This window comes from Pseudomonas sp. MWU347 (assembly GCF_017947305.1).
GTDB lineage: Bacteria > Pseudomonadota > Gammaproteobacteria > Pseudomonadales > Pseudomonadaceae > Aquipseudomonas > Aquipseudomonas putida_A.
Map to the genome: position 1 here is coordinate 93,436 of NZ_JAFGZB010000013.1, position 22,910 is coordinate 116,345.

The following is a 22,910-nucleotide window of genomic DNA, read 5'->3' on the forward strand; positions in this document are numbered from 1 at the left end:
AGAGCAGATCAGCCGCGTGTTTAAAAGGGCGATCAGACAGCCCACCCTTGGTATCATCGCGCACACTTTTATGACGGTTTGATGGCTGGAAGGTCTTTGTTTGTGAGCGTTTTATTGCGTTGGTTACGGCAGCCGCATGCCCGCCTGTTTTCCCTGATTCTGCTGGTGCTGATCGTACCGGTGTGCCTGCGCGCGGCGTTGGGCTGGTCGTCGTCGCTGGGCTATTTGTCCGACCTGGCGAGTGGCAGTTTGCTGGTGCTGTTGCTGCATCGCCGCGCGTGGTGGCTGGCGTTGCCGTTGCTGCTGTTCTGGGGGTTGCTGGCGGTGGCGACGGCGGAGTTGGTCAGCGCTGTCGGCCGGTTGCCGACCCCATCCGACCTGCATTACCTGATTGACCCGCAGTTCGTGGAGAACTCCACCGGTGGCGGCTTTGCCCATCCGGCGCTGGGCGCGGCCCTGTTGCTGGCGCTGCTGCTCTGGTTGCTGACGCGTTTCGCCAATCGCGCGCAGCCCGCTGCTGCCCTGCCCCGTGCCGTGTGGGCCGCACCGGCGCTGCTATTCGCCGCGCACTGGGGCGTGCAAAACCAGTGGCCAAGCGAGGAAGATCCGTGGCGCCTGTACAACCTGCCGCATCAGTTGCTCGCCTCGCAAGTCGCCGAGCTGCAGTTGCAGGCCGAGGAATGGCTGGACGGTGACGTCGAAGAGCCCGCGCCACAGATGGCCGGGTTGACCGATCTGGATCTCAATGGCCACAAGCTGCTGGCCGCACCGGGTCAGGCGCGCAATGTGCTGATCATCGCCCTGGAAGGCATCCCCGGCGCGTACATCCGCGCCAATCGCGAGGCCATCGGCAGTCATTATCAGGAAGACCTGATGCCCCATCTCAGCCGCTGGGCCGAGCGCGGCATGAACACCCCGGATTACGTGCTGCATACGCACCAGACCATTCGCGGCCTGTACGCCATGCTCTGTGGCGATTACGACAAGCTCAACAACGGCACGCCCAAAGGCGTGGAGATGCTCACTCAGCAGGAGCGCAATCAGGCCTGCCTGCCGGCGCAACTGCGGCAGAACGGCTTCAGCACTCATTACCTGCAAGGCGCCGGTCTGCGTTTCATGGCCAAAGACAAGATCATGCCGCACATCGGTTTCGATGCGACCCATGGTCTGGAATGGTTCACTAACGCCAATTATCTGGAGTTTCCGTGGGGCAAGGATGACAAGGCGTTCTTCGAAGGTGCGCTGGATTACGTCGGCCAACTGAAGAAGCAGAAGCAACCGTGGATGCTCACCCTGCTGACTGTCGGCACCCACCAGCCCTACTCCGCACCGGAAGACTATCTGGCGCGCTACGAGACGCCGAAACAGGCCGCCGTCGGTTATCTGGACGATGCGCTGGAGCAGTTCCTCAGCGGCCTCGAACGCCAGGGCGTGCTCAAGGACACGCTGGTGGTGATTACTTCGGACGAATCCCACGGCATCGATGGCGTGCGTCTGGCGTCGTCCTGGGGCTTCAACCTGACGCTGGCGCCGGAACACGAGCAACTGCCGCGACTGAATGCCGGGGTGTATGGGCATGTCGATCTGAGTGCGTCGATCCTCGACTATTTCGATCTGCCGGTGCCGTCGGCGCTGAGCGGCCGTTCGCTGTTTCGCGATTACGACAGCGGACGCGAAATCATGTCCTACACCAACGGTAAACTGCGCTACCACAACGGCCAGGGAATCTTTTCCGAGTGCGACATGCCGCGCCGTTGTCGCTACTACGAAAGCGCCGGTTTCATTGCCGAGCGCGCCACCTTCAAGGGTACCGAAAGCAGCCAGCAGGCCCGACAGATAGCCGCGCGGGCCATGGCGCTGGACCTGTCACTGCTGCGCACCCCGCTCAATCAGCGTTACCAGTTCGGCAGCAACAACGTCATCCCGCTACAGGCGCAGATCAAGGATGACTGGGCCGATAACCTGATCGGTGCGCAATACCTGGAAATGCCCAAGGGCTCGCACACTCGTGTGCGCCTGACCGTGCGCTCGGTGGACCCGCAGCAGGCGGCGTACATTCAGCTCAAGGCCAAGGAGTTCGAACAGGACGTGCAACTGGGCCTGCCGACCGAGATGGTCGCCACAGCCGATCAGCCGCTGGAGATGGATTTCAGCTTCGACAACCCGCAGCAACGCAAGGCTTTCTCGTTTCATTTGCTGGGTTATGGATTGGGTGCGGTCGAGGTCACGGATTTCAGTGTGATTACTGAATTGCCGGGGCAGGAAGATCCGCTGGATGCGTTGCCCGATGATGAGACTGTGCAATCGAGTTGAAATCAGGGAAGGGACGGATTGGCTGGATCCGTCCCTTTACGTTTGCTAAACAAGCTTGATATTAAAATCCCCCTCTATTTCCCCTCCATCAGGAAAATCAAAATAGATCTTTCCTGTAACGCCGACTCGCGCATGTTCCTTTTTCAAGAACGTCAGTTTTGCCCGTCCTGATTTAATAAGTTGATAATTGTCATTGTCAGCCGCGGTCCAACTCAAGTCACCTGTGTAGCACGTCACCTCATGAGGTCCGTCACCAACCAGGCTCTTTGGAACGCAGAAAGCTACATGCCCTCGATTGTTGTCATCAGCTCCAATAATCATGAAGTCATTTGCTGCTATATAAAAAGTCGCATTCTCCTTCGTCGCCGACAAGAAATTTCTTCCACCAATAGATGCACTGAACTCACCATTAGAGCCGCGACCAATCTCCTGCAGCAACGCATCAAGTTGCTCTTTTGTATTAATTGATTTGTTCATCCGAATGCATTCCAAAATAGTTTTATAGTGATGATTGGCTCTCAAAAAATCTTGAGACCGTTGCTTCCGCTGACAAAGCTAATGCGCCATTACTTCGAGCGCTACTGTCATATCTGACAGGCCGCTAGCCCAATTCGAAATAAAAAGTTCAATATTTAAAATCATTAACGGCGTTATCAAACCAGTTTTCGGCAAAGTATCAGCCAGCTATGGAATAGACCCGCGTTACCAGGGTCTCGAAAGACTGCGCCTATCACGCTCCAATAGTCGGCCTATTAGCTGACTGCCCAAGTCGGGTCTAGCCTTACTAGTCCGAAGTCGGCATGAGCCGGCCGCACAAGACCTGATAAGGACTCGAACATGGCAAACGAATCGAAATGCCCGTTCAACCACGCCGCCGGTGGTGGTACGACGAACCGTGACTGGTGGCCGAATCAACTGAACCTGAAGATCCTCAGCCAGCACTCGCCCAAGTCCGATCCGCTGGGCAAGGACTTCGACTACGCCAAAGCCTTCAAAAGCCTGGACTTCCAGGCCCTGAAACAAGACCTGCGTGCGCTGATGACCGACTCCCAGGACTGGTGGCCGGCCGACTTCGGCCACTACGGCCCGCTGTTCATCCGCATGGCCTGGCACAGCGCCGGCACCTATCGCACCGCCGATGGCCGTGGTGGCGCCGGTTCCGGGCAACAGCGTTTCGCTCCGCTCAACAGCTGGCCGGACAACGTCAGCCTCGACAAGGCCCGGCGACTGCTGTGGCCGATCAAACAGAAATACGGCCGCAATATTTCCTGGGCCGACCTGATCGTGCTCACCGGCAACGTCGCGCTGGAGTCGATGGGCTTCAAGACCTTCGGCTTCTCTGGTGGACGTCCCGATGTCTGGGAACCGGACGAAGACGTGTATTGGGGTTCGGAACGCGAATGGCTTGGCGGCGACAGTCGCTACGGCAAAGACAAGTCGGCCATGCAGGAACCGGGTGACGGTACGCTGGTGGCCGAACCGGACTTGCACGGCAAAGAGCAAAGCCGCACCGATCAGGGCGAACGTAATCTGGAAAATCCATTGGCCGCCGTGCAGATGGGCCTGATCTACGTCAACCCGGAAGGCCCTGAAGGCAATCCCGACCCGGTCGCCTCCGGTCGCGATATCCGCGAAACCTTCGGCCGCATGGCCATGAACGACGAAGAAACCGTGGCCCTGATCGCTGGCGGTCACGCCTTCGGCAAGACCCACGGCGCCGGCCCGGCCGATAATGTCGGGCCTGAGCCGGAAGCGGCCGGGCTGGAAGAACAAGGCCTCGGCTGGCGCAACGCATTCGGCACCGGCAAAGGCGCCGACACCATCACCAGCGGCCTCGAAGTCACCTGGACCACGACCCCGACTCAGTGGAGCAACAACTACCTGGAAAACCTGTTCGGTTTCGAGTGGGAACTGTTCAAAAGCCCGGCCGGTGCGCATCAGTGGAAACCAAAAAACGGCGCCGGGGCTGGCACTGTTCCCCATGCGCACGATCCGAGCAAAAAGCTCTCGCCGACCATGCTCACTTCCGACCTGGCGCTGCGTTTCGACCCGATCTACGAGCCGATCGCCCGCCGTTTCCTGGCCAATCCTGATCAATTGGCCGACGCCTTCGCCCGCGCCTGGTACAAACTGATCCACCGCGACATGGGTCCGCTGTCGCGCTACCTCGGCCCGGAACTGCCGAACGAAGAACTGCTGTGGCAAGACCCGATTCCCGATGCCACTCACCCACTGATCGACAGCAACGATGCGGCAGCGCTGAAAAGCAAAGTGCTGGCTTCCGGCCTGTCGGTGTCGCAACTGGTGTCCACCGCCTGGGCCGCGGCATCGACATTCCGTGGTTCGGACAAACGGGGGGGCGCCAACGGCGGACGTCTGCGTCTGGCCCCGCAGAAATTCTGGCAGGCCAACCAGCCGGAGCAACTGGACAAAGTGCTGAAGACCCTGGAGGGCATTCAGAACGAGTTCAACGCCGGATCATCCGGCAAGAAAGTCTCGCTGGCGGATCTGATCGTGCTGGCGGGTAACGCCGGGGTCGAGCAAGCGGCGAAAAACGCCGGGCACTCGGTTTCTGTGCCGTTCAATCCAGGACGCACCGACGCGACTCAGGAGCAAACCGACGTCGAGTCGTTTGGTTTCCTCGAACCGATTGCCGATGGTTTCCGCAACTACAGCAAGGGCAAATACACCGTGTCGGCCGAGGCGCTGCTGATCGACAAGGCGCAATTGCTCACCCTCTCCGCTCCGGAAATGACCGTACTGGTCGGTGGTCTGCGGGTATTGGGGGCGAATGTCGGGCAGAGCCGGCATGGCGTGTTCACCTCGCGCACGGAAACCCTGAGCAACGACTTCTTCACCCACCTGCTGGACATGGGTGTGGAGTGGAAGCCGACGTCGGCAGCGGCGGACGAGTTCGAAGGACGCGACCGTAAAACCGGTAGCGTGAAGTGGACGGCAACGCGGGTTGATCTGGTGTTTGGTTCCAACGCAATACTGCGTGCGCTGGCCGAGGTGTATGCGAGCTCTGACGCGAAGGAACAGTTCGTCAAAGACTTCGTGGCGGCGTGGGCCAAGGTGATGGAGCTGGATCGATTCGACCTGAAATAACAGAAAACGCAAAAACCTGTGGGAGCGGGCTTGCTCGCGAATGCGGTATACCAGTCGACATCTCCGTGTCTGACACACCGCTTTCGCGAGCAAGCCCGCTCCCACATTTCGTTATGCGTTACGCCAGGCTTTTGCTCACCACTTCATATACGTCGCTGGACAGCTGACCGGAAGCCAGAATCCGCTCCAGCTCAGCCTTCATCAACGCCTGACGGGCGCTGTCGTATTTACGCCAGCGAGTCAGTGGCGCCAGTTGCCGCGAAGCAATCTGCGGGTTGAAGCCGTTCAGCTCGATCACCAGATCCGCGAGGAAGCGGTAGCCCGAACCGTCGGCAGCGTGGAAGTTGATCAGATTCTGCCCGGCAAACGCACCGACCAGCGCACGCACCTTGTTCGGGTTCTTGATGTTGAAAGCCGGGTGCTGCATCAACGCCTTCACCCGCGCCAGACCGCCAGGCAACGTGCTGCCGGCCTGCACGCTGAACCACTGATCCATGACCAGCGGATTGTCCTTGAAGTGCTCGGCGAAAGTCGCCAGCGCTTTGGCCTTCTGTTCTTCGAACGGCGAGTTGACCAGCACCGCCAACGCGGTGAGGCGCTCGGTCATGTTGTCGCTGTTTTCGAACTGTTCCTGCGTAGCGGCCAGCACTTCGGGCTTGCCGCTGAGCATCAGGTACGACAGCGCAATGTTCTGCAGCGCGCGACGGGCAAAGTGCTCAGCCTCGGCCACGTATGGTGTCTGCTTCGACAAATCGCGGTTGGCCTGATAACGCAGCCACAGCGCTTCGAACAGGTTGTCCGCCAGTTGCTTGCGGGCAAACTCGCGAGCGGTGTGGATCGCCTCGACATCCGCCACTTCGCTGATTTCGGTCAGATACGCTTCGCTCGGCAGCGAAAGCATTTCGGCGACCATGGCCTGATCCAGCGACTCATCGGACAGCACGGTTTTCAGCGCCGAGATCAGACGCGGATCGAGCACCAGGCTCTCGCCCTTCTGCTGCTGGGCGATCAGCTCCTGCAGGACCTGCACCGACAGTTGCTGACCGGCATCCCAGCGGTTGAAGCCGTCGCTGTCGTGCTGCATCAGGAACATCAACTGGTCACGGTTGTACGGGAAGCTCAGTTTCACCGGTGCCGAGAAACCACGCAGCAACGACGGCAGCGGCTGTTCAGCGATGTCGGCGAAGGTGAAGGTCTGCTCAGCCTCGGTCACCGAGATCACGCGGGTGGTGCCTTGCGCCGACGCTTCACCGGCCAGACGCAGGGCAATCTCGTTGCCTTTGCTGTCGAGCAGACCGAGTTCGACCGGGATCACGAACGGCAGTTTTTCCACTTTGTCCGGGGTTTCCGGGCAGCTCTGGCGGAAGGTCAGGCTGTAGGTTTTCGCCGCAGCGTCGTAGGACTCGCTGACCGCCAGACGCGGCGTCCCGGCCTGGCTGTACCAGCGTTTGAACTGGGTCAGGTCGACACCGTTGGCATCTTCCATGGCCTTGACGAAGTCGTCGCAGGTCACGGCCTGGCCATCATGGCGTTCGAAGTACAGGTCACTGCCCTTGCGGAAGCCTTCGGCGCCCAGCAGGGTGTGAATCATGCCGACCACTTCCGAGCCTTTCTCGTACACGGTCAGGGTGTAGAAGTTGGAAATCTCGATGAAGCTGTCCGGGCGCACCGCGTGGGCCATCGGGCCGGCATCTTCGGCGAACTGGTGGGTACGCAGGTACGCCACGTCCTGGATGCGCTTGACCGTGGCCGAGTTCATGTCCGAGGAGAAACCGGCGTCGCGGAACACGGTGAAGCCTTCCTTGAGCGACAGCTGAAACCAGTCGCGGCAGGTCACGCGGTTGCCCGACCAGTTGTGGAAGTATTCGTGGGCGACGATCGCCTCGACCCGCTGGTGCGCGGCGTCGGTGGCGGTTTCGGCGCGGGCCAGCACGGCGCTGGAGTTGAAGATGTTGAGGCCCTTGTTCTCCATCGCGCCCATGTTGAAGTCGTTGACGGCAACGATCATGAAGATGTCCAGATCGTACTCGCGACCGTAGACCTCTTCGTCCCAGCGCATCGACTTCTTCAGGCTGTTCATCGCGTGCTGGCACTTGTCGATGTTTTCCGGCTCGACGTAAATGCGCAGTGCAACATTGCGATTGGTCATGGTGGTGAAGGTGTCTTCGACACACCACAAATCACCGGCCACCAGCGCGAACAGGTACGCCGGTTTCATGAACGGGTCTTCCCAGGTCGCCCAGTGTCGGCCGTCTTCGCCCGGGCCGGAGGCAATCGGGTTGCCGTTGGACAGCAGCACCGGATAGCTGTGCTGCTCGGCGACCACCGTGGTGGTGAACTTGCTCATCACGTCCGGGCGGTCGAGGTAATAGGTGATCTTGCGGAAGCCTTCGGCTTCGCACTGGGTACAGAACATCGTGCCGGACTTGTACAGGCCTTCCAGCGCGGTGTTGGTTTCCGGGTGGATCCTGACGCTGGTGTCGACCGTGAAGCTGGCGCTGGCCGGCTGCAGGGTCAGGGTGTTTTCGCTCAGCTGATAATCGCCGGCGCTGAGTTCCTGGTCGGCCAGTGTTACCGACAGCAGCTCCAGCTGCTGGCCGTCGAGCACCAGCGGCGGCAGGCCCGGGCCACGCTCCGGGTTGCGGCGCATCACCAGTTGCGCGTGGACCAGGCTGTGGTCCTCGAACAGCTCGAAGGTCAGGTGCGTCTCGTCGATCAGGTACTCGGGCGCCTGATAGTCCTTCAGGTAAATCATCTTCGGTTGTTCGGTGCGCATGCTGGAATCCTTATTGATGCACGGCGAGCTGATAGGCCGTGTATTTACGAATGTTGATCACGCCGGTGTCAAAAATCAGGTACTGACCCTTGATTCCCAGCAGCGTGCCTTCGGCAATCGGGTTCTTGTCCAGGTTGAAGCTGACGATTTTGGCCGGGTATTGCTCGACCGGATAGCGGATTTCGAGAGGTTCTACATCGGCAATCGTCTGAATTGCTTGTAGGCCGAATCGCTGTTGCAGGCCTTGCAAGCCCTCGGCGCAGCTTTCAAACAACTGGTCGCGCACTTGGGCCAGGTCCACCGCCGCCGCATCGCCCTTGAGCAAGGCGCGCCAGTTGGTCTTGTCGGCCACCTGGCTGCGGAACAGGTCTTCGACGAAGCCCGACTGCTGGCGCGTCGATACGCGCATGATCGGCAGCGCCTGACTCGCGCCCTGATCGAGCCAGCGGGTCGGCAACTGCGTGGCGCGGGTGATACCGACCTTGATCCCCGACGAGTTGGCCAGATACACCACATGATCAGTCATGCAGAACTTCTGACCCCACTCTGGCTCCCGGCAGGTACCGGCCTCGAAGTGACAACGCTCCGGGCTCATGATGCACAGATCGCACTGCGCCAGTTTGGTCATACACGGGTAGCAGTAACCCTGACTGAAACTGGTTTTGGTCTTGCGCCCGCAATGGGTGCAATGAATCGCCCCCAGGTACTCCAGACGCACCGTGGTGCCGATCATGGGGTTGACCGGCACCTCGACGTCATCCAGACGAAACGCGTATTGCACATTCGGCCCGTCCAGGCGCGCCGACATTTTGCTGATTGCACCGCGGCCAATCTCGATCAATGGATGGCATCCGACTTGAACAGGATATTCGGCACTTCGATCGACTTCGACGCACACTCCTGCGGGCCCATGTAACCGGTGCGCTGGTCTTCAGGCAGGTTCTGGATTTCCCAGGCGATCATCGCCTGCAGCGACAGCTCGCGCTGTTCGGCGGTGAGTTTGCCACCGTCGGACCACTTGCCGATTTCCACGGCCAGTTTCAGGCTCTCGTAGATGTCCGGGGTGATGTTTTTGATCATGTCGTTAAAAGAGGACATCAGGGTCTCCGTGCTCTTTATTCACTTAAAATTTCAGGCGGCCAGTTTACGGCGGTTATACAAACCGCCCAACAAACCGGTGAAGCATCCGATGAGTAACCCGCTGACGTGCGCGGCGTTGGCGATCTGGCCGAAACCGATCATCGAGACCAGTCCGGACATGCAAATCACCAGCCACACCAGCATCATCACCAGCACGCCACGCGGCAGGCGATACGCCGGGTTCGGCGCCAGCAACTGGAAAATCCAGCAATGGCCGAGCAAACCGTAGAGCACGCCGGACAAGCCGCCAAACAGGCTCGGGCCGCTCCAGGCAAACTGCGCGTAGTTCGACACCAGGCTGAACAGCAGGGTCAGTCCGAGCAGGTTGATGCTGCCCTGACGTGACTCGATGCGCCGCCCCAGCTCCCAGTACCACATGCCGTTCATGGCCAGGTGCAGGATGCCGAAGTGCAGCAGCATCGGCGTGAACAGGCGCCACCACTGCCCCGCCGCCAGGCTGTCGGCCAGCGGCGTGAACTGGATGTACTCGCCGACCACGCGGAAGTCGAGGAAGGTCAGCCAGCGAATGGTGTCGAGGTTGTCACCCAGATAGGTCAGGCCACCGACCAGCAGGCTCAGCAGCAGGATCAACCCGGTGGCCTTGGCGTGTTTGAGTTGCTCGGCGAAGCTCGGACGCTTGAAGGTCGGCGCCAGCGGGATGTCCAGTTGCTGATCGGGGTCGCCGGCCGGGAAGCGCTCGTACAGCGAACGCACGTCCTCGCTGATTTCCGAAGGTGCCCACAGCACCTGCTCGCCCGCCTCTTCGCTGACTCGATGCGGCACCTGCATCCGTTGCAGCAGCTTGACGAAACCGCTCAGATCCACCGCCAACGGCAGACGCAATACCGCTACCGCACTCATTGCAGCACCTCCGGCCGCTCGACATCGACCCAGACAAATTTATGCGGATCCAGACGTGTTTCCTGATCCAGACGATAGGCCACCAGTTTGCCGTAGAGCACCGCGCTGTAATCGAGACAAGCGAGGTTCGGGCGGATCGGCGCCGGTTTGCCGCTGCGCCAGTAGTGGCCGACGAACAGCAACGGCTCGTCAATGCCGTAGCGCAGCAGATTGTTTTTTTCGCTGGAGGTCAGCGGCTTCTGCGCCACCGGCTCCGGCAATGCATCCGGCTGGAAGACGATGTCGCCGTAGGTTTTCGGGTCGTCTTCCCAGAATTTGGTGCGGAAGAACGAGCGCACCAGACCGTCGCCGCTGGTCATGGTCAAGCCATCCGGCAGGCGCATGTCGGTGCCGCGCAACAAGCGGTCGAACACGGTGCAGGCGAAACTGCCGGGCACGGCCGAGGCCTGGAGAAAATGCTCGTCGATGCGCGCATCGGGAAACAGCCCGCGTAACGGTTCGATCAGGCTGGCATCCCAACAGGCGTGCACCACACGGAAGCGTCCGGCATCAACCACCAGCGGCAGTTCGTAGAACCAGTTGAGAAAGTCATGCCAGTCGCCCGGATGGTCTTCGAACTGGGTCAGGGTTTCGTGCAGCAGGCGCGCATGGCGCGGCGTGTGCTCACGGACGAACTGCTTGCCGCTGCCCGGCAGCGCCGGCGTGCTCCAGCCCAGTGCGTTGAATTCGTGGTTGCCCATGATGCACAGCGCCTGCCCGGCCTCGACCATGTCGTGGACGATGTGCAGTGCCTCGCGGATTCGCGGGCCACGGTCGATGATGTCGCCGACGAACACGGCCATGCGCGATGGATGCCGCCAGACCCCGCCCTGCTTGTGATAACCGAGACGATCAAGCAAGTGTTCGAGGGTCAGGGCGCATCCGTGCACGTCACCAATCAAGTCATAACTGCGCGCGGGATCGAGCATCAGTCGCCTCCACCACCCAACTTGCTGCCCCAGCCGAGCTTGGTCCGGCAGACTTCGTAGTAGTTGTGGTCGAGCGGATGAATCAGCCGCAGCTTCTGGGCTTTCTTGCTCACGGTGATGGTGTCGCCCGGCGCGCAGGTGAAGTGGTTCTGCCCGTCGCAGGAGACTTGCGGGTAAATCTGCATGTTTTTCGACACGACGATTTTCAGCTCACTGTTGCCATCGACCACAATTGGCCGGCTCGACAACATATGGGGGTACATCGGCACGATCACAATGGCATCGAGCTTGGGATGCATGATCGGCCCGCCAGCGGACAACGCGTACGCGGTGGAACCGGTCGGCGTAGCGACGATCAGGCCGTCGGCCTTCTGGCTGCAGACGAACTGGCCGTCGATGTACAGCTCGAACTCGATCATCCGCGTCGATTTGCCCGGGTGCAGCACCACGTCGTTCAGCGCATCACCCTGGCCAATGGCCTCTGCATGCCGGCGCACTTCGGCTTGCAGCAGGAAGCGGTTTTCCACCAGATAATGGCCGTCGAGCACCTTGGCCACTTCGACTTCCAGCTCATCGGGACGAATGTCGGTGAGGAAACCGAGGCTGCCACGGTTGATCCCCAGCACCGGAATATTGTGCTTGGCCAACGCGCGAGCGGCACCGAGCAGGCTGCCGTCACCGCCGACGACGATGACCATGTCGCAGACTTCGCCGAGCATCTTGCGTGACGAGGTCTGCAGACCGTGGCCCGGCAGGACTTCGGCGATGGTGTCTTCGAGAATCACGTGCAGGTGACGATCGAGCAGAAAGCGTTTCAGTCGGCGGACGGTATCCAGCACCTGGGAACTGCCCAGGCGACCGATGATGCCGATATTACGAAATTGCTCCATGGGACCTCTGCGGACAATCGAAAACGCGAAAAACACGATTATGGGCGAAAGCCCGCGATAGACAAAATCCTTTCAGCCTCAAGGGTGCGCGCGTGTTTAAGGCTATGCTCGCAAGATGATCCTGTTTCCCGACCTGCTTCAGTTGCCACACCAATTACGCCATCCCGAAGTGCGTGATCTGGCGTGGGTGATTCTCGCGCCGCCGATGTTGGCCGCAACGCCGTGGCCGCAGCGCCATCCGCTGGCCGGCAGCGACTGGGTCAGTGATCCGCAGCGCCTGGAGCACTGGCTGCGGCAACTTGATCGTGACAGTTATGGTTTGCTGCACTGGCTGTCGCAGGCGCGTACCCGGCGGCTGGGCCTTTATTACGAACGGTTGTGGCAGTTTGCCGTGGAGCATGCGCCGGGCATCGAACTGATTGCCGCCAACCTGCCGATCCGCCGCGAAGGCCACACCCTCGGTGAACTCGACATGCTGCTGCGCGACCGCGACGGCGTGCATCACCTGGAACTGGCGATCAAGCTCTACCTCGGCCCACAGGAAGGCGACGGCCACGACCCGGCGCAGTGGCTGGGGCCGGGTTGTCATGATCGACTGGACCGCAAACTGGCGCATCTGGCCGAACACCAACTGCCGATCTCGGCGCGCCCGGAAAGCCGTGAGGTGCTGGCGAAGCTGGATATCGAGGTGTTCAGTGCGCAGTTGTGGCTGGGCGGTTATCTGCTGTACCCGTGGCCCGGTCAGGCCGAACCACCGAAAGGCGCGCATCCGCAGCACCTGCGTGGCAGTTGGCTGCATCAGAAGGATTGGCCGGCGTTCGTCGCTCAACGTCCGGCCGGGCGCTGGCAACCCCTGCCCCGCCATGCGTGGCTCGCGCCGGCACACTACCCGGCGGATCAGACCTGGAGCGCTGAACATCTGCAGATGTGGCTGGACGACCTGGAACCGATGGCCCCGGCGCAACTGCTGGTACGCCTGACCGAGAATGCGCAGGGCGAATGGGAAGAGGCGGAGCGGTTGTTTCTGGTGGCGGATCTTTGGCCGAATGTGCCGGGGCAGGCCTGAGTTTCTGCAGTGCCTGGACCGGCCCTTTCGCGAGCAAGCCCGCTCCCACAAGGGGATGGCATTCCAATTTCTACATTTGGAATGCTGCTCAAAATGTGGGAGCGGGCTTGCTCGCGAAGGGGCCAACGCGTTCTAGATGGATAACCGCAACGCCAAAGCCGCCAAGGTAATCAACAACACCGGCACCGTCAGCACAATCCCGACCTTGAAGTAATAGCCCCAACCAATCCGGATATCCTTGCGCGCCAGCACATGCAGCCAGAGCAAGGTCGCCAGGCTGCCGATCGGGGTGATTTTCGGCCCCAAGTCGCTGCCGATCACGTTGGCGTAGATCATCGCTTCCTTGATCACACCGCTGGCCTGACTGGCATCGATCGACAACAAGCCGATCAGCACTGTCGGCAAGTTGTTCATGATCGATGACAACAACGCCGTCAGCACCCCGGTGCCCAGCGCCGCGCCCCATACGCCGTACCCGGCGAACACATCCAGCCAGCCAGCGAGATACCCGGTCAGCCCGGCATTGCGCAGGCCATACACCACCAGATACATGCCGAGGGAGAAAATCACGATCTGCCACGGCGCCTCTTTGAGCACCTTGCGCGTGGAAATCTTGTGGCCACGGGCGGCGATCCCCAGCAGCAGCGCCGCGCAGACCGCCGAGATCGCGCTGATCGGGATGCCCAGCTGTTCGAGGAAGAAGCAGCCGATCAACAGAATCACCAGCACTACCCAACCGGCATAGAACGTGGCCTTATCGTGGATCGCCGTGTGCGGCTGTTCGAGCTGTTCGGGATCGTAAGCCTTGGGGATGTCGCGACGGAAAAACCACATCAGCACGCCCAGCGTCGCGGCCACGCTGACGAAGTTGACCGGCACCATCACCGCCGCATAGCGGTTGAAGCCGATGTGAAAGAAGTCCGCCGAAACGATGTTGACCAGGTTCGACACCACCAGCGGCAGGCTCGCGGTGTCGGCGATGAAGCCGGCGCCCATGACGAACGCCAAGGTCGCCGCCGGGGAAAAGCGCAGCGCCAGCAGCATCGAAATCACGATCGGCGTGAGGATCAGCGCCGCGCCGTCATTGGCGAACAACGCCGACACCAGCGCGCCGAGCAGCACCATGAAGGCAAACAGCTTGCGCCCACTGCCCCGCCCCCAGCGTGCTACATGCAGCGCAGCCCAGGCGAAGAACCCCGCTTCGTCGAGCAACAGGCTGATGATGATCAGCGCAACGAAGGTGCCGGTGGCGTTCCAGATGATCTGCCACACCAGCGGAATATCGCTCAGGTGCACGACGCCGAAGATCAGCGCCAGCACGGCACCGAGCGTCGCGCTCCAGCCGACCCCGAGGCCTTTGGGTTGCCAGATGACAAGGGTGATGGTCAGCAGGAAGATCAGTGACGCAGCGAGCATTCGCGACAGCCTTCAATTATTCAATGAGTGGAGATCCAAACGTGGGAACGGGCTTGCTCGCGAAAGCGGTGTGTCAGATGACAACTTTGTGTCTGACACACCGCTTTCGCGAGCAAGCCCGCTCCCACAGGATCTCTGTTTTATCGCAGCTCTGACCAGATTATTTTTTGTGTTGTTCCACAAATTTCCCATACGCATTGATGAAATTCTGCAGGAACGGTTTCACCGACTCGCTCAACTTGCCCGCCTCGTCAAACGCCGAACCCGCGCCACCCAGATACGCTTCCGGCTGCTGCATGCACGGCACATCGAGAAACACGAAGGACTGGCGCAAATGCTGGTTGGCGCCAAAACCGCCAATCGCCCCCGGCGACACGCTGATCACCGCACCCGGTTTGCCGCTCCAGACGGCTTTGCCATACGGCCGTGAACCCACGTCAATCGCATTCTTCAGAGGCGCCGGCACCGAGCGGTTATATTCCGGGGTGACGAACAGCACCGCGTCGGAAGAACCGACTTCCTGGCGGAAAGTGCTGTAGGCTGCCGGCGGTGAATCGCCGTCGATGTCTTCGTTATAGAGTGGCAGGTCGCCAATCTCGACAATCTTCAGTTTGAGGTTCGCCGGTGCCAGCTCGACCAGCGCCAGCGCGACTTTGCGGTTGATCGATGCTTTGCGCAGGCTGCCGACGACTACAGCGACGTTGTAGACATTGCTCATGGAAGACTCTCGACTGTCGGTGGGAAGAGCCAGTAGTTATAGATGATTCGATGACAGTTTCACCAGCGAGCAAGGGAAATTCCTGCGCGCTGATTATTTTTTTCCTGTAGGAAAACTTACAGGGCTTGATGACGGTCTACCAAGCCGCAAATCAAGCGTTTTATCTCCAGAGGTTCTAAGCAGATGGCAGCAGTACTCGTCGGTCAGTTCCATGCAAGAGATGCGGAAGGCCGCGTTTATTCCGTGCATGAGTTCCAGGAATCCACCCCGTCGGCAGACGGTTCCACTGGCTCGGAGCCGATTTACAAACTGGCCATTGGCGATCGCGTCAACAAAGTCAGTGACACCGAGTTTCTCCTGGTTCAGTCAGGTATTACCCTGACCCGTGAGCCTGAGACAACCGTCGCGTCATAACTGGCCGTTATGAGCAGAAGTCATATGCGCAGACTTGGGGTAGGATTCAGCCACTGACCCCACCTGCTGAACATGGACTTCACGCATGCGTTTACGTCATATCGAAGTGATTCAGGCGCTCTTGCAGACCGGTCACCTGGGCACCGCCGCCGAATGGCTGCAGCTCCCGGTGACCGAGGTCGAAGAGCGTTTGCGCGAAGCCGAGAGCGAGCTGGGGTTCATGCTGTTCGCCAGCGTACGCGGCCGGCTGCAATCGACGCCTGAAGCGCGGGCGTTGCAGGTGGAAATCGCTCACGTCTATCAGGCGCTGGAGCCGGTGCAGCGTCTGGCCAGCAGCCTCAAGCAATACCTCGCCCCGCCCCTGCGCATCATCGGCACCCCGCCGCTGGCGCAACAGCTGTTGCCGCAAAGTATCGCGCTGCTGCGCCGACGCTTGCCCGACGCTCCTTGCCGCTTGCTCAGCTCTCCGACCTGCGACATCGTCCGCAGCCTGCTGCTGCGCGAAAGCGATCTGGGCCTGAGCCTGCACGATCCGGAACACCCCGACATCCACGCGCAACCGCTGGCCCACGGCAAGCTGCAACTGCTCGCGCCCCACGGCTGGCTGCAACCGAAGCAGAAATACATTTCCCTGCAGGATCTGGCTGGCCAGGCAATGGTTGGCCTCGAAGGCCACGACCCATTGAGCCCGGCGCTGGAGAACAAACTCCAGGCCCTACGCCCGGCGCCGAGCATCCAGACCCGAGTACAAACCCATCAGATGATGCGCAGCATGGTCGAGGCCGGCGAAGGCCTGGCCATCGTCGACCCATTCACCGCCCTCGGCGCGCGGACGAGCGGACTGGATGTCTGCCCGTTGTCACCGGCGGTGCCGATCAGCCTGTATGCCCTGACCTACCGACACAGCGCCACGCCGACAGCGATTCAGACCCTGCTGACGATCATCACGGAACAAGCCGAGGCGATGCTGGCGAGCTGAGCGGGTGTTCCAGCGGGTTATCGAACAGCCGGTACCAGAACAACGCAATTTCCGCGGTGTTCGGATCAATCCCGCGATAACGTAGATGGTCGATACCACCAATCTCGTAGCCACAACGCTCATACAAACGACAGGCGCCGAGGTTGTTGTTCTGCGTCTCGAGCATGATCCCCGGCAGTTTTTTCTTGCGACTCCAGAACTGCGCGACATCCAGCAGCGCCTTGGCCACACCATGCCGGCGCGCCGGTGCGTGTACCGCCAGCTCATCGATATGGGCGAAGCCATTCCAGTTGGTGCTGATCACCAGATGACCGACCGGCTCATCATCGAGATACGCCATGAAAATCGCGCTGTCGGCGGCATCGCGATAGCTGCTGAACTCTTCAGGATCAATGCCGTAGCACTTGCGATACGGCACGATCGGCGTCACCGCCCAGCGCTCGACCGGTTGGCCAATGACGGCGGCACCGTACGCGGCGACCTCGAAACTGAAGTCGCTGCCCCAGATGTACGCCGCGAAACCATCGTCGGCGACGCGCACCGACAGCCCTGGGTATTTCGGATTCATGACCGGTTGCATACTCGGAAAAGTCCTCATTCCTTGACGCAATCGACGGTGTACTGCCGTCCATTGCCCTCGTCTTCATGTTGCAGTCCATGCACATCAGCGACAAAACCGGGGAAGCTGCTATCGAACGTGCGGGCAAACTTCAGGTAGTCAATGATCGAGCGGGTTGCCTCGGTAAAGCGCTCGCCGGGCATGATCAATGGAATTCCCGGTGGATACGGCACCAGCATCACCGCCGCGATCCGTCCTTCCAGCTCATCGATCGGCACCGCCTCGACTTCGCCGCGCACCAGATGATCATAGGCATGGGCCGGCTTCATGGCGATTTCCGGCAGCACCGTGTACATGCGTTTCAGATGTTTGGCCGTGGCATTGCTGCGGTAACAGGCGTGCAGTTGATCGCACAGGTCACGCAGGCCCATGCCGCGATAGCGCGCGGTGTCTTGCTGCGCGACGCACGGCAGGCAGGTCGCGAGACTGATGTTGGCGTCGTAACTGCGCTTGAACTCCAGCAACTCGGTGAGCAGCGTGCTCCACTTGCCCTTGGTGATGCCCATCGAGAACAGCACCAGGAACGAATACAGCCCGGTCTTCTCCACCACCAGCCCGCGCTCCCAGAGGAACTTGCTGACCACCGCCGCTGGGATGCCCTTCTCGCTCAGCGCGCCACCGGCATTCAACCCGGGCATGACCAGGGTCACTTTGATCGGGTCGAGCAGCACATAGTCGTCACTGACTTCGCCGAAGCCGTGCCAGTCGGCGTCCGGCTGCAGCAGCCAGTCTTCAGTCTGCACCCGGTCGATGCCTTCGACGCCCGGCGGCTGCCAGATCGAAAACCACCAGTCATCCGCCGCAATGTGCTGGCGCAGATTGGCCAGCGCCCGGCGAAAACTCAGCGCTTCATCGAAGGTTTCCTGCAACAGCGAACGCCCGGCCGGGCCTTCCATCATGGCCGAGGCCACATCCAGCGAAGCGATGATGCTGTACTGCGGCGAAGTCGAGATGTGCATCATGAACGCTTCGTTGAAACGGTCACGGTCCAGTTGCCGCGCTCCGCCGTCCTGCACATGAATCATCGAGGCCTGGCTGAACGCGGCGAGCAGCTTGTGCGTGGAGTGAGTGGTGAACACCAGCGGGCTGTCTTCTGTGCGCGAGGTGGCCATGCCATAACGCCCGGCGAAGAACTCGTGAAACGCTGCGTAGGCGTACCACGCCTCATCGAAATGCAGCACTTCAACGCTATTGCCCAGGCTCTGCTTGATCAGCTCGGCGTTGTAGCACAGGCCGTCGTAGGTCGAGTTGGTCACCACCGCCAGTTTGACTTTCGGCGCCCGGCCTTTGGTCAGCGGGCTGGCGTCGATCTTGGCCTGGATCGACTCGCGGCTGAATTCGCTCAGCGGAATCGGGCCGATGATCCCCAGCTCATTGCGCTCCGGGCACAGGTACAGCGGGATCGCGCCGGTCATGATGATCGCGTGCAGCACCGACTTGTGGCAGTTGCGATCGACCAGCACCAGATCATCCCGACCGACCATCGAGTGCCAGACGATCTTGTTGGCGGTCGAGGTGCCATTGATCACGAAAAACGTGTGATCGGCGCCGAAGTTGCGCGCCGCACGCTCTTCGGCCTCAGCCAGCGGGCCGGTGTGATCGAGCAGCGAACCGAGTTCCGGCACCGATACCGACAAGTCCGAACGCAGGGTATTTTCGCCAAAGAACTGGTGAAACGCCTGCCCCACCGGACTCTTGTGATAAGCCACGCCACCGCCATGCCCGGGGGTGTGCCAGGAATAGTTGGAGTCGGCGGTGTGCTGCACCAGCGCCTTGAAAAACGGCGGCAGCAGACCGTCCAGATACTTGCGCGCCGCCCGCGCCACTTGCCGCGCCAGAAACGGCACAGTGTCTTCGAACAGGTAGAGAATGCCGCGCAGTTGATTGAGCTCGGCCATGGCATCGGCGGGGGCGTTTTCCAGAGTGACCTGTTCGCCCAGCGCGAAGATCGGCAGATCCGGCGCCCGCACTCGCGCCAGACCGATCAGTTCAGCCATGTTTTGGAGTAGATGCGAGTTGGTGCTGGCGTCTTCGGCAGCGATCAGCATGCACGCCAGACCATGATGGGTGGAGGCCACCAACCGCCCTTCGGTGTAGTCGATGGCCGAAACGATATTGAAACCTTCCTGCTCCAACTCCCGGGCGATGCCACGGATACGGTCACCGGCGACCGTGTCAGCCTTGATGTCGCGGTGGACGATCAACACCGGAAACTTCAAATCTTTGTACATGAGGCTCAGTGTCCCGAGGCGGCGGATCAAAGTCTGCCAATGCACTCAGGGTAGAGGGTTGCAGCGAAAGTGGCGAGGGTGGCCAGTTGGCTTCATTCAGCCTGACTCGGCTTTTGTGGCGAGGGAGCTTGCTCCCGCTGGGGCGCGAAGCGGCCCCCAGTATTCGTTCAGCATCAATAGTGCATTCAGGTTTTATGACTGCTTCGCAGCCAAGCGGGAGCAAGCTCCCTCGCCACAGAGGGGGTCAAGCTTGAGCATCAGCCTCGGCAATCTGCGTCCACAGCGCCGGCCCGCCCGCCGACTTGGCAATGATCTCCAGCCGCGCCATATGCGCCGCCAGTTCATCTTCCGTCGCCCGAATGATCCGCGCAGGCTGACGACTCGCCGGCAGACGACGGATTTCGGTGGCGGAGTTGTCCGCGCCCTCGCCCGTGCCATTGCCGTCGGAAGCGTTGCCGGCCAGCGACAGACTGGTCTGGCCACCGGTCATGGTCAGGTAGACGTCGGCGAGAATCTCCGAGTCGAGCAAGGCGCCGTGCAGTTCACGGCCAGAGTTGTCGACGCCATAACGTTTGCACAAGGCGTCGAGGCTGTTGCGCTGCCCCGGGTGACGTTCCCGGGCCATCATCAGGGTGTCGAGGATGGTGCAATGCTGGGTGATGTCAGCGCGATCGTGCTGACCCATCAAGGCAAATTCGTTGTTGATGAAGCCAACGTCGAACGCCGCGTTATGGATGATCAGCTGCGCGCCGTTGATGAACTCGAAGAACTCGTCGGCGACTTCGGCGAAGCGCGGTTTGCCGACGAGGAATTCGTTGGTGATGCCGTGAACGCCGATCGCGCCTTCGTCACTCTCGCGATCCGGTTGCAGGTAGACGTGAAAATGCCGGCCCGTCAGGCGCCGACCGATCAGTTCGACACAGCCGATTTCAATGATCCGGTGACCATCGGTCACCGGCATGCCGGTGGTTTCGGTATCGAGTACAACGGATCTGGTGGCCATCAGTGTTCAATTCTCAACGGGGTCAATCGTGCAAAAGCGGCGATGTTAACACGCTCGGCAGAGGTGTTTCAGGTAGACCGAGTCGCTTCATTCGCGAGCAAGCCCGCTCCCACAATTGATCTGCGGTGGACACAGTGCTGATGTACACAGGAGATCCAGTGTGGGAGCGGGCTTGCTCGCGAAGGCCACGACTCGGTGCAACGGAGGGAATCAGCTCTGCTTGTAACCGCGAACCTCATCCACCCCACGGTTGGCCAATTGGTCCGCCCGTTCGTTACCGTGGTGACCAATGTGCCCGCGCACCCACTTCCAGGTGACCTTGTGGCGGTTGACCTGCTCATCCAGCTCTTTCCACAGATCAGCGTTTTTCACCGGTTCTTTCGCCGCCGTCTTCCAGCCGCGTTTTTTCCAGTTGGCCATCCACTCGTTGATGCCCTTCATCACGTATTGCGAGTCGGTCACCAACAGCACTTCGCACGGCCGCTTCAAGGCTTCGAGGCCACGGATGGCGCCGAGCAGTTCCATGCGGTTGTTGGTGGTGTTGGCTTCGCCGCCCCACAGTTCCTTTTCGACGCCCTTGCACACCAGCAAGGCGCCCCAGCCGCCCGGGCCGGGGTTGCCCTTGCAGGCACCGTCGGTGAACAGTTCTACGCTATCGACGCTTTCGCTCATGCCACTCTATCCAGAAAAATGCCTGGCCCCGTCAATCGCGGATCGACGATGGCCGCGGCCGGAACAAGTCCGGCCACTATAAAAAGAAGGTTTACGGTTCGATACGACGGCGGTTGACCTTGGCCATCGGCAGCGGAATCAGCTTGCCCATCGGCTCGCGGCGCTCCTGACGCACCGGGCGCAGGCCAACCACGATCTTGCGCGCGACCAATAAATAGAAGCCACCGCCTGACAGTTGCCAGTCGCCGGCCTTGCGTTCCCAGCCGGCCAGTCGGGCCTGCCACTTGGGCGACGCGAGCGGCGGACGATAGCACCCGAAGCGGCGTTTCTCCAGCGCAAACCCCAGCAGATTGAGCCAGTCGGCGACCCGCGATGGCGAGATGCAGCGTGCCTGGCGCAAGGCGTCGTGGGCGAATACGTGGCGCAAACCCCAGGTGCTCCAGGGGTTGATGCCGATGATCAGCAGATGTCCGCCGGGGCGTACGCTGCTTGCCGCTTCGCGCAGCAAACCGTGGGGTGACAGGCAGAAATCCAGACCGTGCTGCAACACCACCACGTCGGCGGCGTGCTCGCTCAACGGCCAGGCCTGTTCCTCGCAGACGATCTCGACACCCGGCAACGGCGCGCCGAGCCGCACGTTGCGCTGCACCTGCGGCGCCGACGGCGGGGTCTGGGCCGACGGCCCGTAATGCACCAGGTAGCCGCCGAAGAACCGCCCCAACTCGTCTTCGAGCATGCGCCGTTCTTCATCCAGCAGAAATTGCCCGAGCGGGCCGGCCAGCCATTCACGGGCCGCGCCGATCAACGCCAGCCAGTCGGGATCGGCCTGAGCGAACGCTTTATCGGTCATGTCATTCTCCAACGCCGCTAGAAGCTCTAAGATGCGCCAATGTTTTCCGCTTGGCGAATTCCGACGATGATACAGATCAGTGCCCTGCCCGCGTTCACCGACAACTACATCTGGTTGTTACAGGATCACCGCAGCCAGCGTTGCGCCGTGGTCGACCCGGGCGATGCCGCGCCGGTGCAGGCCTGGCTCGACGCGCACCCGGGCTGGGTGCTGAGCGACATTCTGATCACCCATCACCACCATGATCACGTCGGCGGCGTCGAGCGCCTGAAAGCCGCGAGCGGCGCCAAAGTCTACGGCCCGGCCAGCGAAAACATTCCGGGGCGCGACGTGGCGCTCAAGGACAACGACAAGGTCAGCGTGCTCGGCTGGGACTTCGATGTCTATGCGGTGCCCGGCCACACCCTCGGCCACATTGCCTATTACCACCACGGCCTGCTGTTTTGCGGCGACACCCTGTTCGCCGCCGGTTGCGGACGCCTGTTCGAAGGCACGCCGGAGCAGATGCACCACTCGCTCGGCCGTCTCGCCGCTTTGCCCGAGGATACGCTGGTGTATTGCACCCATGAATACACCCTGAGCAATCTGAAGTTTGCTGCGGCCGTCGAACCGAGCAACCCGGACATTGCCGCCCGTCTGGAAAAAGTCACCCAACAACGGGAAAAAGGCGTGATGACCCTGCCCTCGACCCTGGCCCTGGAAAAGCTCACAAATCCGTTTTTGCGTACCGCTGAAACATTAGTTACACAAAAAGTGGACGAACGGGCAGGCGCTCAAAACCGGGCGCCGAGTGAGGTTTTTGCGGCTCTGCGGGCATGGAAAGATAATTTCTAAGTGACTCACCAGCTGGTACAAAAATTCTGAATGGTTGACCGCAGGGGGTGCG

Annotated in this window: 20 protein-coding genes; 6 read left to right on the forward strand and 14 right to left on the reverse strand. The window is 60.8% G+C overall.

Going from position 1 to position 22,910, the window contains the following annotated elements; all coding sequences use genetic code 11:
- Positions 1 to 81 precede the first annotated feature (81 nt).
- Positions 82 to 2,313, forward strand: a complete 2,232-nt coding sequence (locus tag KCG87_RS24555; RefSeq protein ID WP_210559035.1) for an LTA synthase family protein — start codon at positions 82 to 84, stop codon at positions 2,311 to 2,313.
- 45 nt (positions 2,314 to 2,358) lie between these two features.
- Here KCG87_RS24555 and KCG87_RS24560 read toward each other — a convergent pair whose 3' ends face one another.
- The gene (locus KCG87_RS24560) at positions 2,359 to 2,790 is read right to left on the reverse strand and encodes a hypothetical protein (RefSeq protein WP_098968292.1); all 432 of its coding nucleotides are present in this window, start codon (positions 2,788 to 2,790) and stop codon (positions 2,359 to 2,361) included.
- Positions 2,791 to 3,150: 360 nt separating this feature from the next.
- Here KCG87_RS24560 and katG point away from each other — a divergent pair, with 360 nt between their 5' ends.
- Positions 3,151 to 5,421, forward strand: a complete 2,271-nt coding sequence (gene katG / locus KCG87_RS24565) for a catalase/peroxidase HPI (protein WP_210559036.1) — start codon at positions 3,151 to 3,153, stop codon at positions 5,419 to 5,421.
- A 118-nt stretch (positions 5,422 to 5,539) separates the two neighbouring features.
- Here katG and pepN read toward each other — a convergent pair whose 3' ends face one another.
- The 6 genes from pepN to KCG87_RS24595 are packed head-to-tail and all read right to left on the reverse strand — an operon-like array spanning position 5,540 to position 12,056.
- Positions 5,540 to 8,197, reverse strand: a complete 2,658-nt coding sequence (gene pepN / locus KCG87_RS24570; RefSeq protein WP_210559037.1) for an aminopeptidase N — start codon at positions 8,195 to 8,197, stop codon at positions 5,540 to 5,542.
- A 10-nt stretch (positions 8,198 to 8,207) separates the two neighbouring features.
- Positions 8,208 to 9,038 carry a DUF2797 domain-containing protein gene (locus tag KCG87_RS24575; protein ID WP_027613137.1) on the reverse strand — a complete coding sequence of 277 codons (831 nt, stop codon included), beginning with the start codon at positions 9,036 to 9,038 and terminating at the stop codon, positions 8,208 to 8,210.
- Positions 9,035 to 9,295 (reverse strand): DUF1315 family protein, encoded by a 261-nt coding sequence (locus KCG87_RS24580; protein ID WP_003224178.1) that lies wholly within the window; start codon positions 9,293 to 9,295, stop codon positions 9,035 to 9,037. The genes KCG87_RS24575 and KCG87_RS24580 overlap by 4 nt, the downstream gene beginning before the upstream one ends.
- Positions 9,296 to 9,328: 33 nt before the next feature.
- Complete coding sequence (locus KCG87_RS24585; RefSeq protein WP_027613138.1) at positions 9,329 to 10,198, reverse strand: rhomboid family intramembrane serine protease; 870 nt, start codon at positions 10,196 to 10,198, stop codon at positions 9,329 to 9,331.
- Complete coding sequence (locus KCG87_RS24590; RefSeq protein ID WP_027613139.1) at positions 10,195 to 11,166, reverse strand: metallophosphoesterase; 972 nt, start codon at positions 11,164 to 11,166, stop codon at positions 10,195 to 10,197. The genes KCG87_RS24585 and KCG87_RS24590 overlap by 4 nt, the downstream gene beginning before the upstream one ends.
- Complete coding sequence (locus tag KCG87_RS24595; protein ID WP_003224174.1) at positions 11,166 to 12,056, reverse strand: NAD(+) kinase; 891 nt, start codon at positions 12,054 to 12,056, stop codon at positions 11,166 to 11,168. The genes KCG87_RS24590 and KCG87_RS24595 overlap by 1 nt, the downstream gene beginning before the upstream one ends.
- A gap of 115 nt (positions 12,057 to 12,171) precedes the next feature.
- Here KCG87_RS24595 and KCG87_RS24600 point away from each other — a divergent pair, with 115 nt between their 5' ends.
- Entirely contained in the window at positions 12,172 to 13,122 is a 951-nt protein-coding gene (locus KCG87_RS24600; RefSeq protein WP_134786115.1) for a DUF1853 family protein, read from the forward strand.
- 132 nt (positions 13,123 to 13,254) lie between these two features.
- On the opposite strand, the gene KCG87_RS24605 is transcribed toward KCG87_RS24600, so the two are convergent.
- Together KCG87_RS24605 and KCG87_RS24610 are read right to left on the reverse strand one after the other, a co-directional pair.
- The gene (locus KCG87_RS24605; RefSeq protein WP_098968286.1) at positions 13,255 to 14,538 is read right to left on the reverse strand and encodes an arsenic transporter; all 1,284 of its coding nucleotides are present in this window, start codon (positions 14,536 to 14,538) and stop codon (positions 13,255 to 13,257) included.
- A gap of 160 nt (positions 14,539 to 14,698) precedes the next feature.
- Positions 14,699 to 15,256, reverse strand: a complete 558-nt coding sequence (locus KCG87_RS24610; RefSeq protein ID WP_210559038.1) for an NAD(P)H-dependent oxidoreductase — start codon at positions 15,254 to 15,256, stop codon at positions 14,699 to 14,701.
- 183 nt (positions 15,257 to 15,439) lie between these two features.
- Here KCG87_RS24610 and KCG87_RS24615 point away from each other — a divergent pair, with 183 nt between their 5' ends.
- The gene (locus KCG87_RS24615) at positions 15,440 to 15,670 is read left to right on the forward strand and encodes a hypothetical protein (protein ID WP_007965845.1); all 231 of its coding nucleotides are present in this window, start codon (positions 15,440 to 15,442) and stop codon (positions 15,668 to 15,670) included.
- Positions 15,671 to 15,755: 85 nt separating this feature from the next.
- Positions 15,756 to 16,649: a LysR substrate-binding domain-containing protein gene (locus tag KCG87_RS24620; protein ID WP_210559039.1), complete on the forward strand. Its 894-nt coding sequence runs from the start codon at positions 15,756 to 15,758 to the stop codon at positions 16,647 to 16,649.
- Here KCG87_RS24620 and KCG87_RS24625 read toward each other — a convergent pair.
- The 5 genes from KCG87_RS24625 to KCG87_RS24645 all read right to left on the reverse strand — a co-directional run bounded on the left by KCG87_RS24625 (position 16,615) and on the right by KCG87_RS24645 (position 22,024).
- Positions 16,615 to 17,229: a GNAT family N-acetyltransferase gene (locus KCG87_RS24625; protein WP_096795963.1), complete on the reverse strand. Its 615-nt coding sequence runs from the start codon at positions 17,227 to 17,229 to the stop codon at positions 16,615 to 16,617. The genes KCG87_RS24620 and KCG87_RS24625 overlap by 35 nt on opposite strands.
- A 14-nt stretch (positions 17,230 to 17,243) precedes the next feature.
- Entirely contained in the window at positions 17,244 to 19,499 is a 2,256-nt protein-coding gene (locus tag KCG87_RS24630) for an Orn/Lys/Arg decarboxylase N-terminal domain-containing protein (protein WP_103369375.1), read from the reverse strand.
- Between the two features lie 244 nt (positions 19,500 to 19,743).
- Positions 19,744 to 20,502, reverse strand: a complete 759-nt coding sequence (gene dnaQ, locus KCG87_RS24635) for a DNA polymerase III subunit epsilon (protein ID WP_139055851.1) — start codon at positions 20,500 to 20,502, stop codon at positions 19,744 to 19,746.
- 210 nt (positions 20,503 to 20,712) lie between these two features.
- On the reverse strand, positions 20,713 to 21,174 hold the full coding sequence (gene rnhA, locus KCG87_RS24640) for a ribonuclease HI (RefSeq protein WP_003224162.1): 462 nt from the start codon (positions 21,172 to 21,174) through the stop codon (positions 20,713 to 20,715).
- 91 nt (positions 21,175 to 21,265) lie between these two features.
- The gene (locus KCG87_RS24645) at positions 21,266 to 22,024 is read right to left on the reverse strand and encodes a methyltransferase domain-containing protein (RefSeq protein ID WP_003224159.1); all 759 of its coding nucleotides are present in this window, start codon (positions 22,022 to 22,024) and stop codon (positions 21,266 to 21,268) included.
- Positions 22,025 to 22,090: 66 nt separating this feature from the next.
- Here KCG87_RS24645 and gloB point away from each other — a divergent pair, with 66 nt between their 5' ends.
- A complete protein-coding gene (gloB, locus tag KCG87_RS24650; RefSeq protein ID WP_210559040.1) occupies positions 22,091 to 22,858 on the forward strand; it encodes a hydroxyacylglutathione hydrolase in 768 nt (255 codons plus the stop codon).
- Positions 22,859 to 22,910 lie beyond the last annotated feature (52 nt).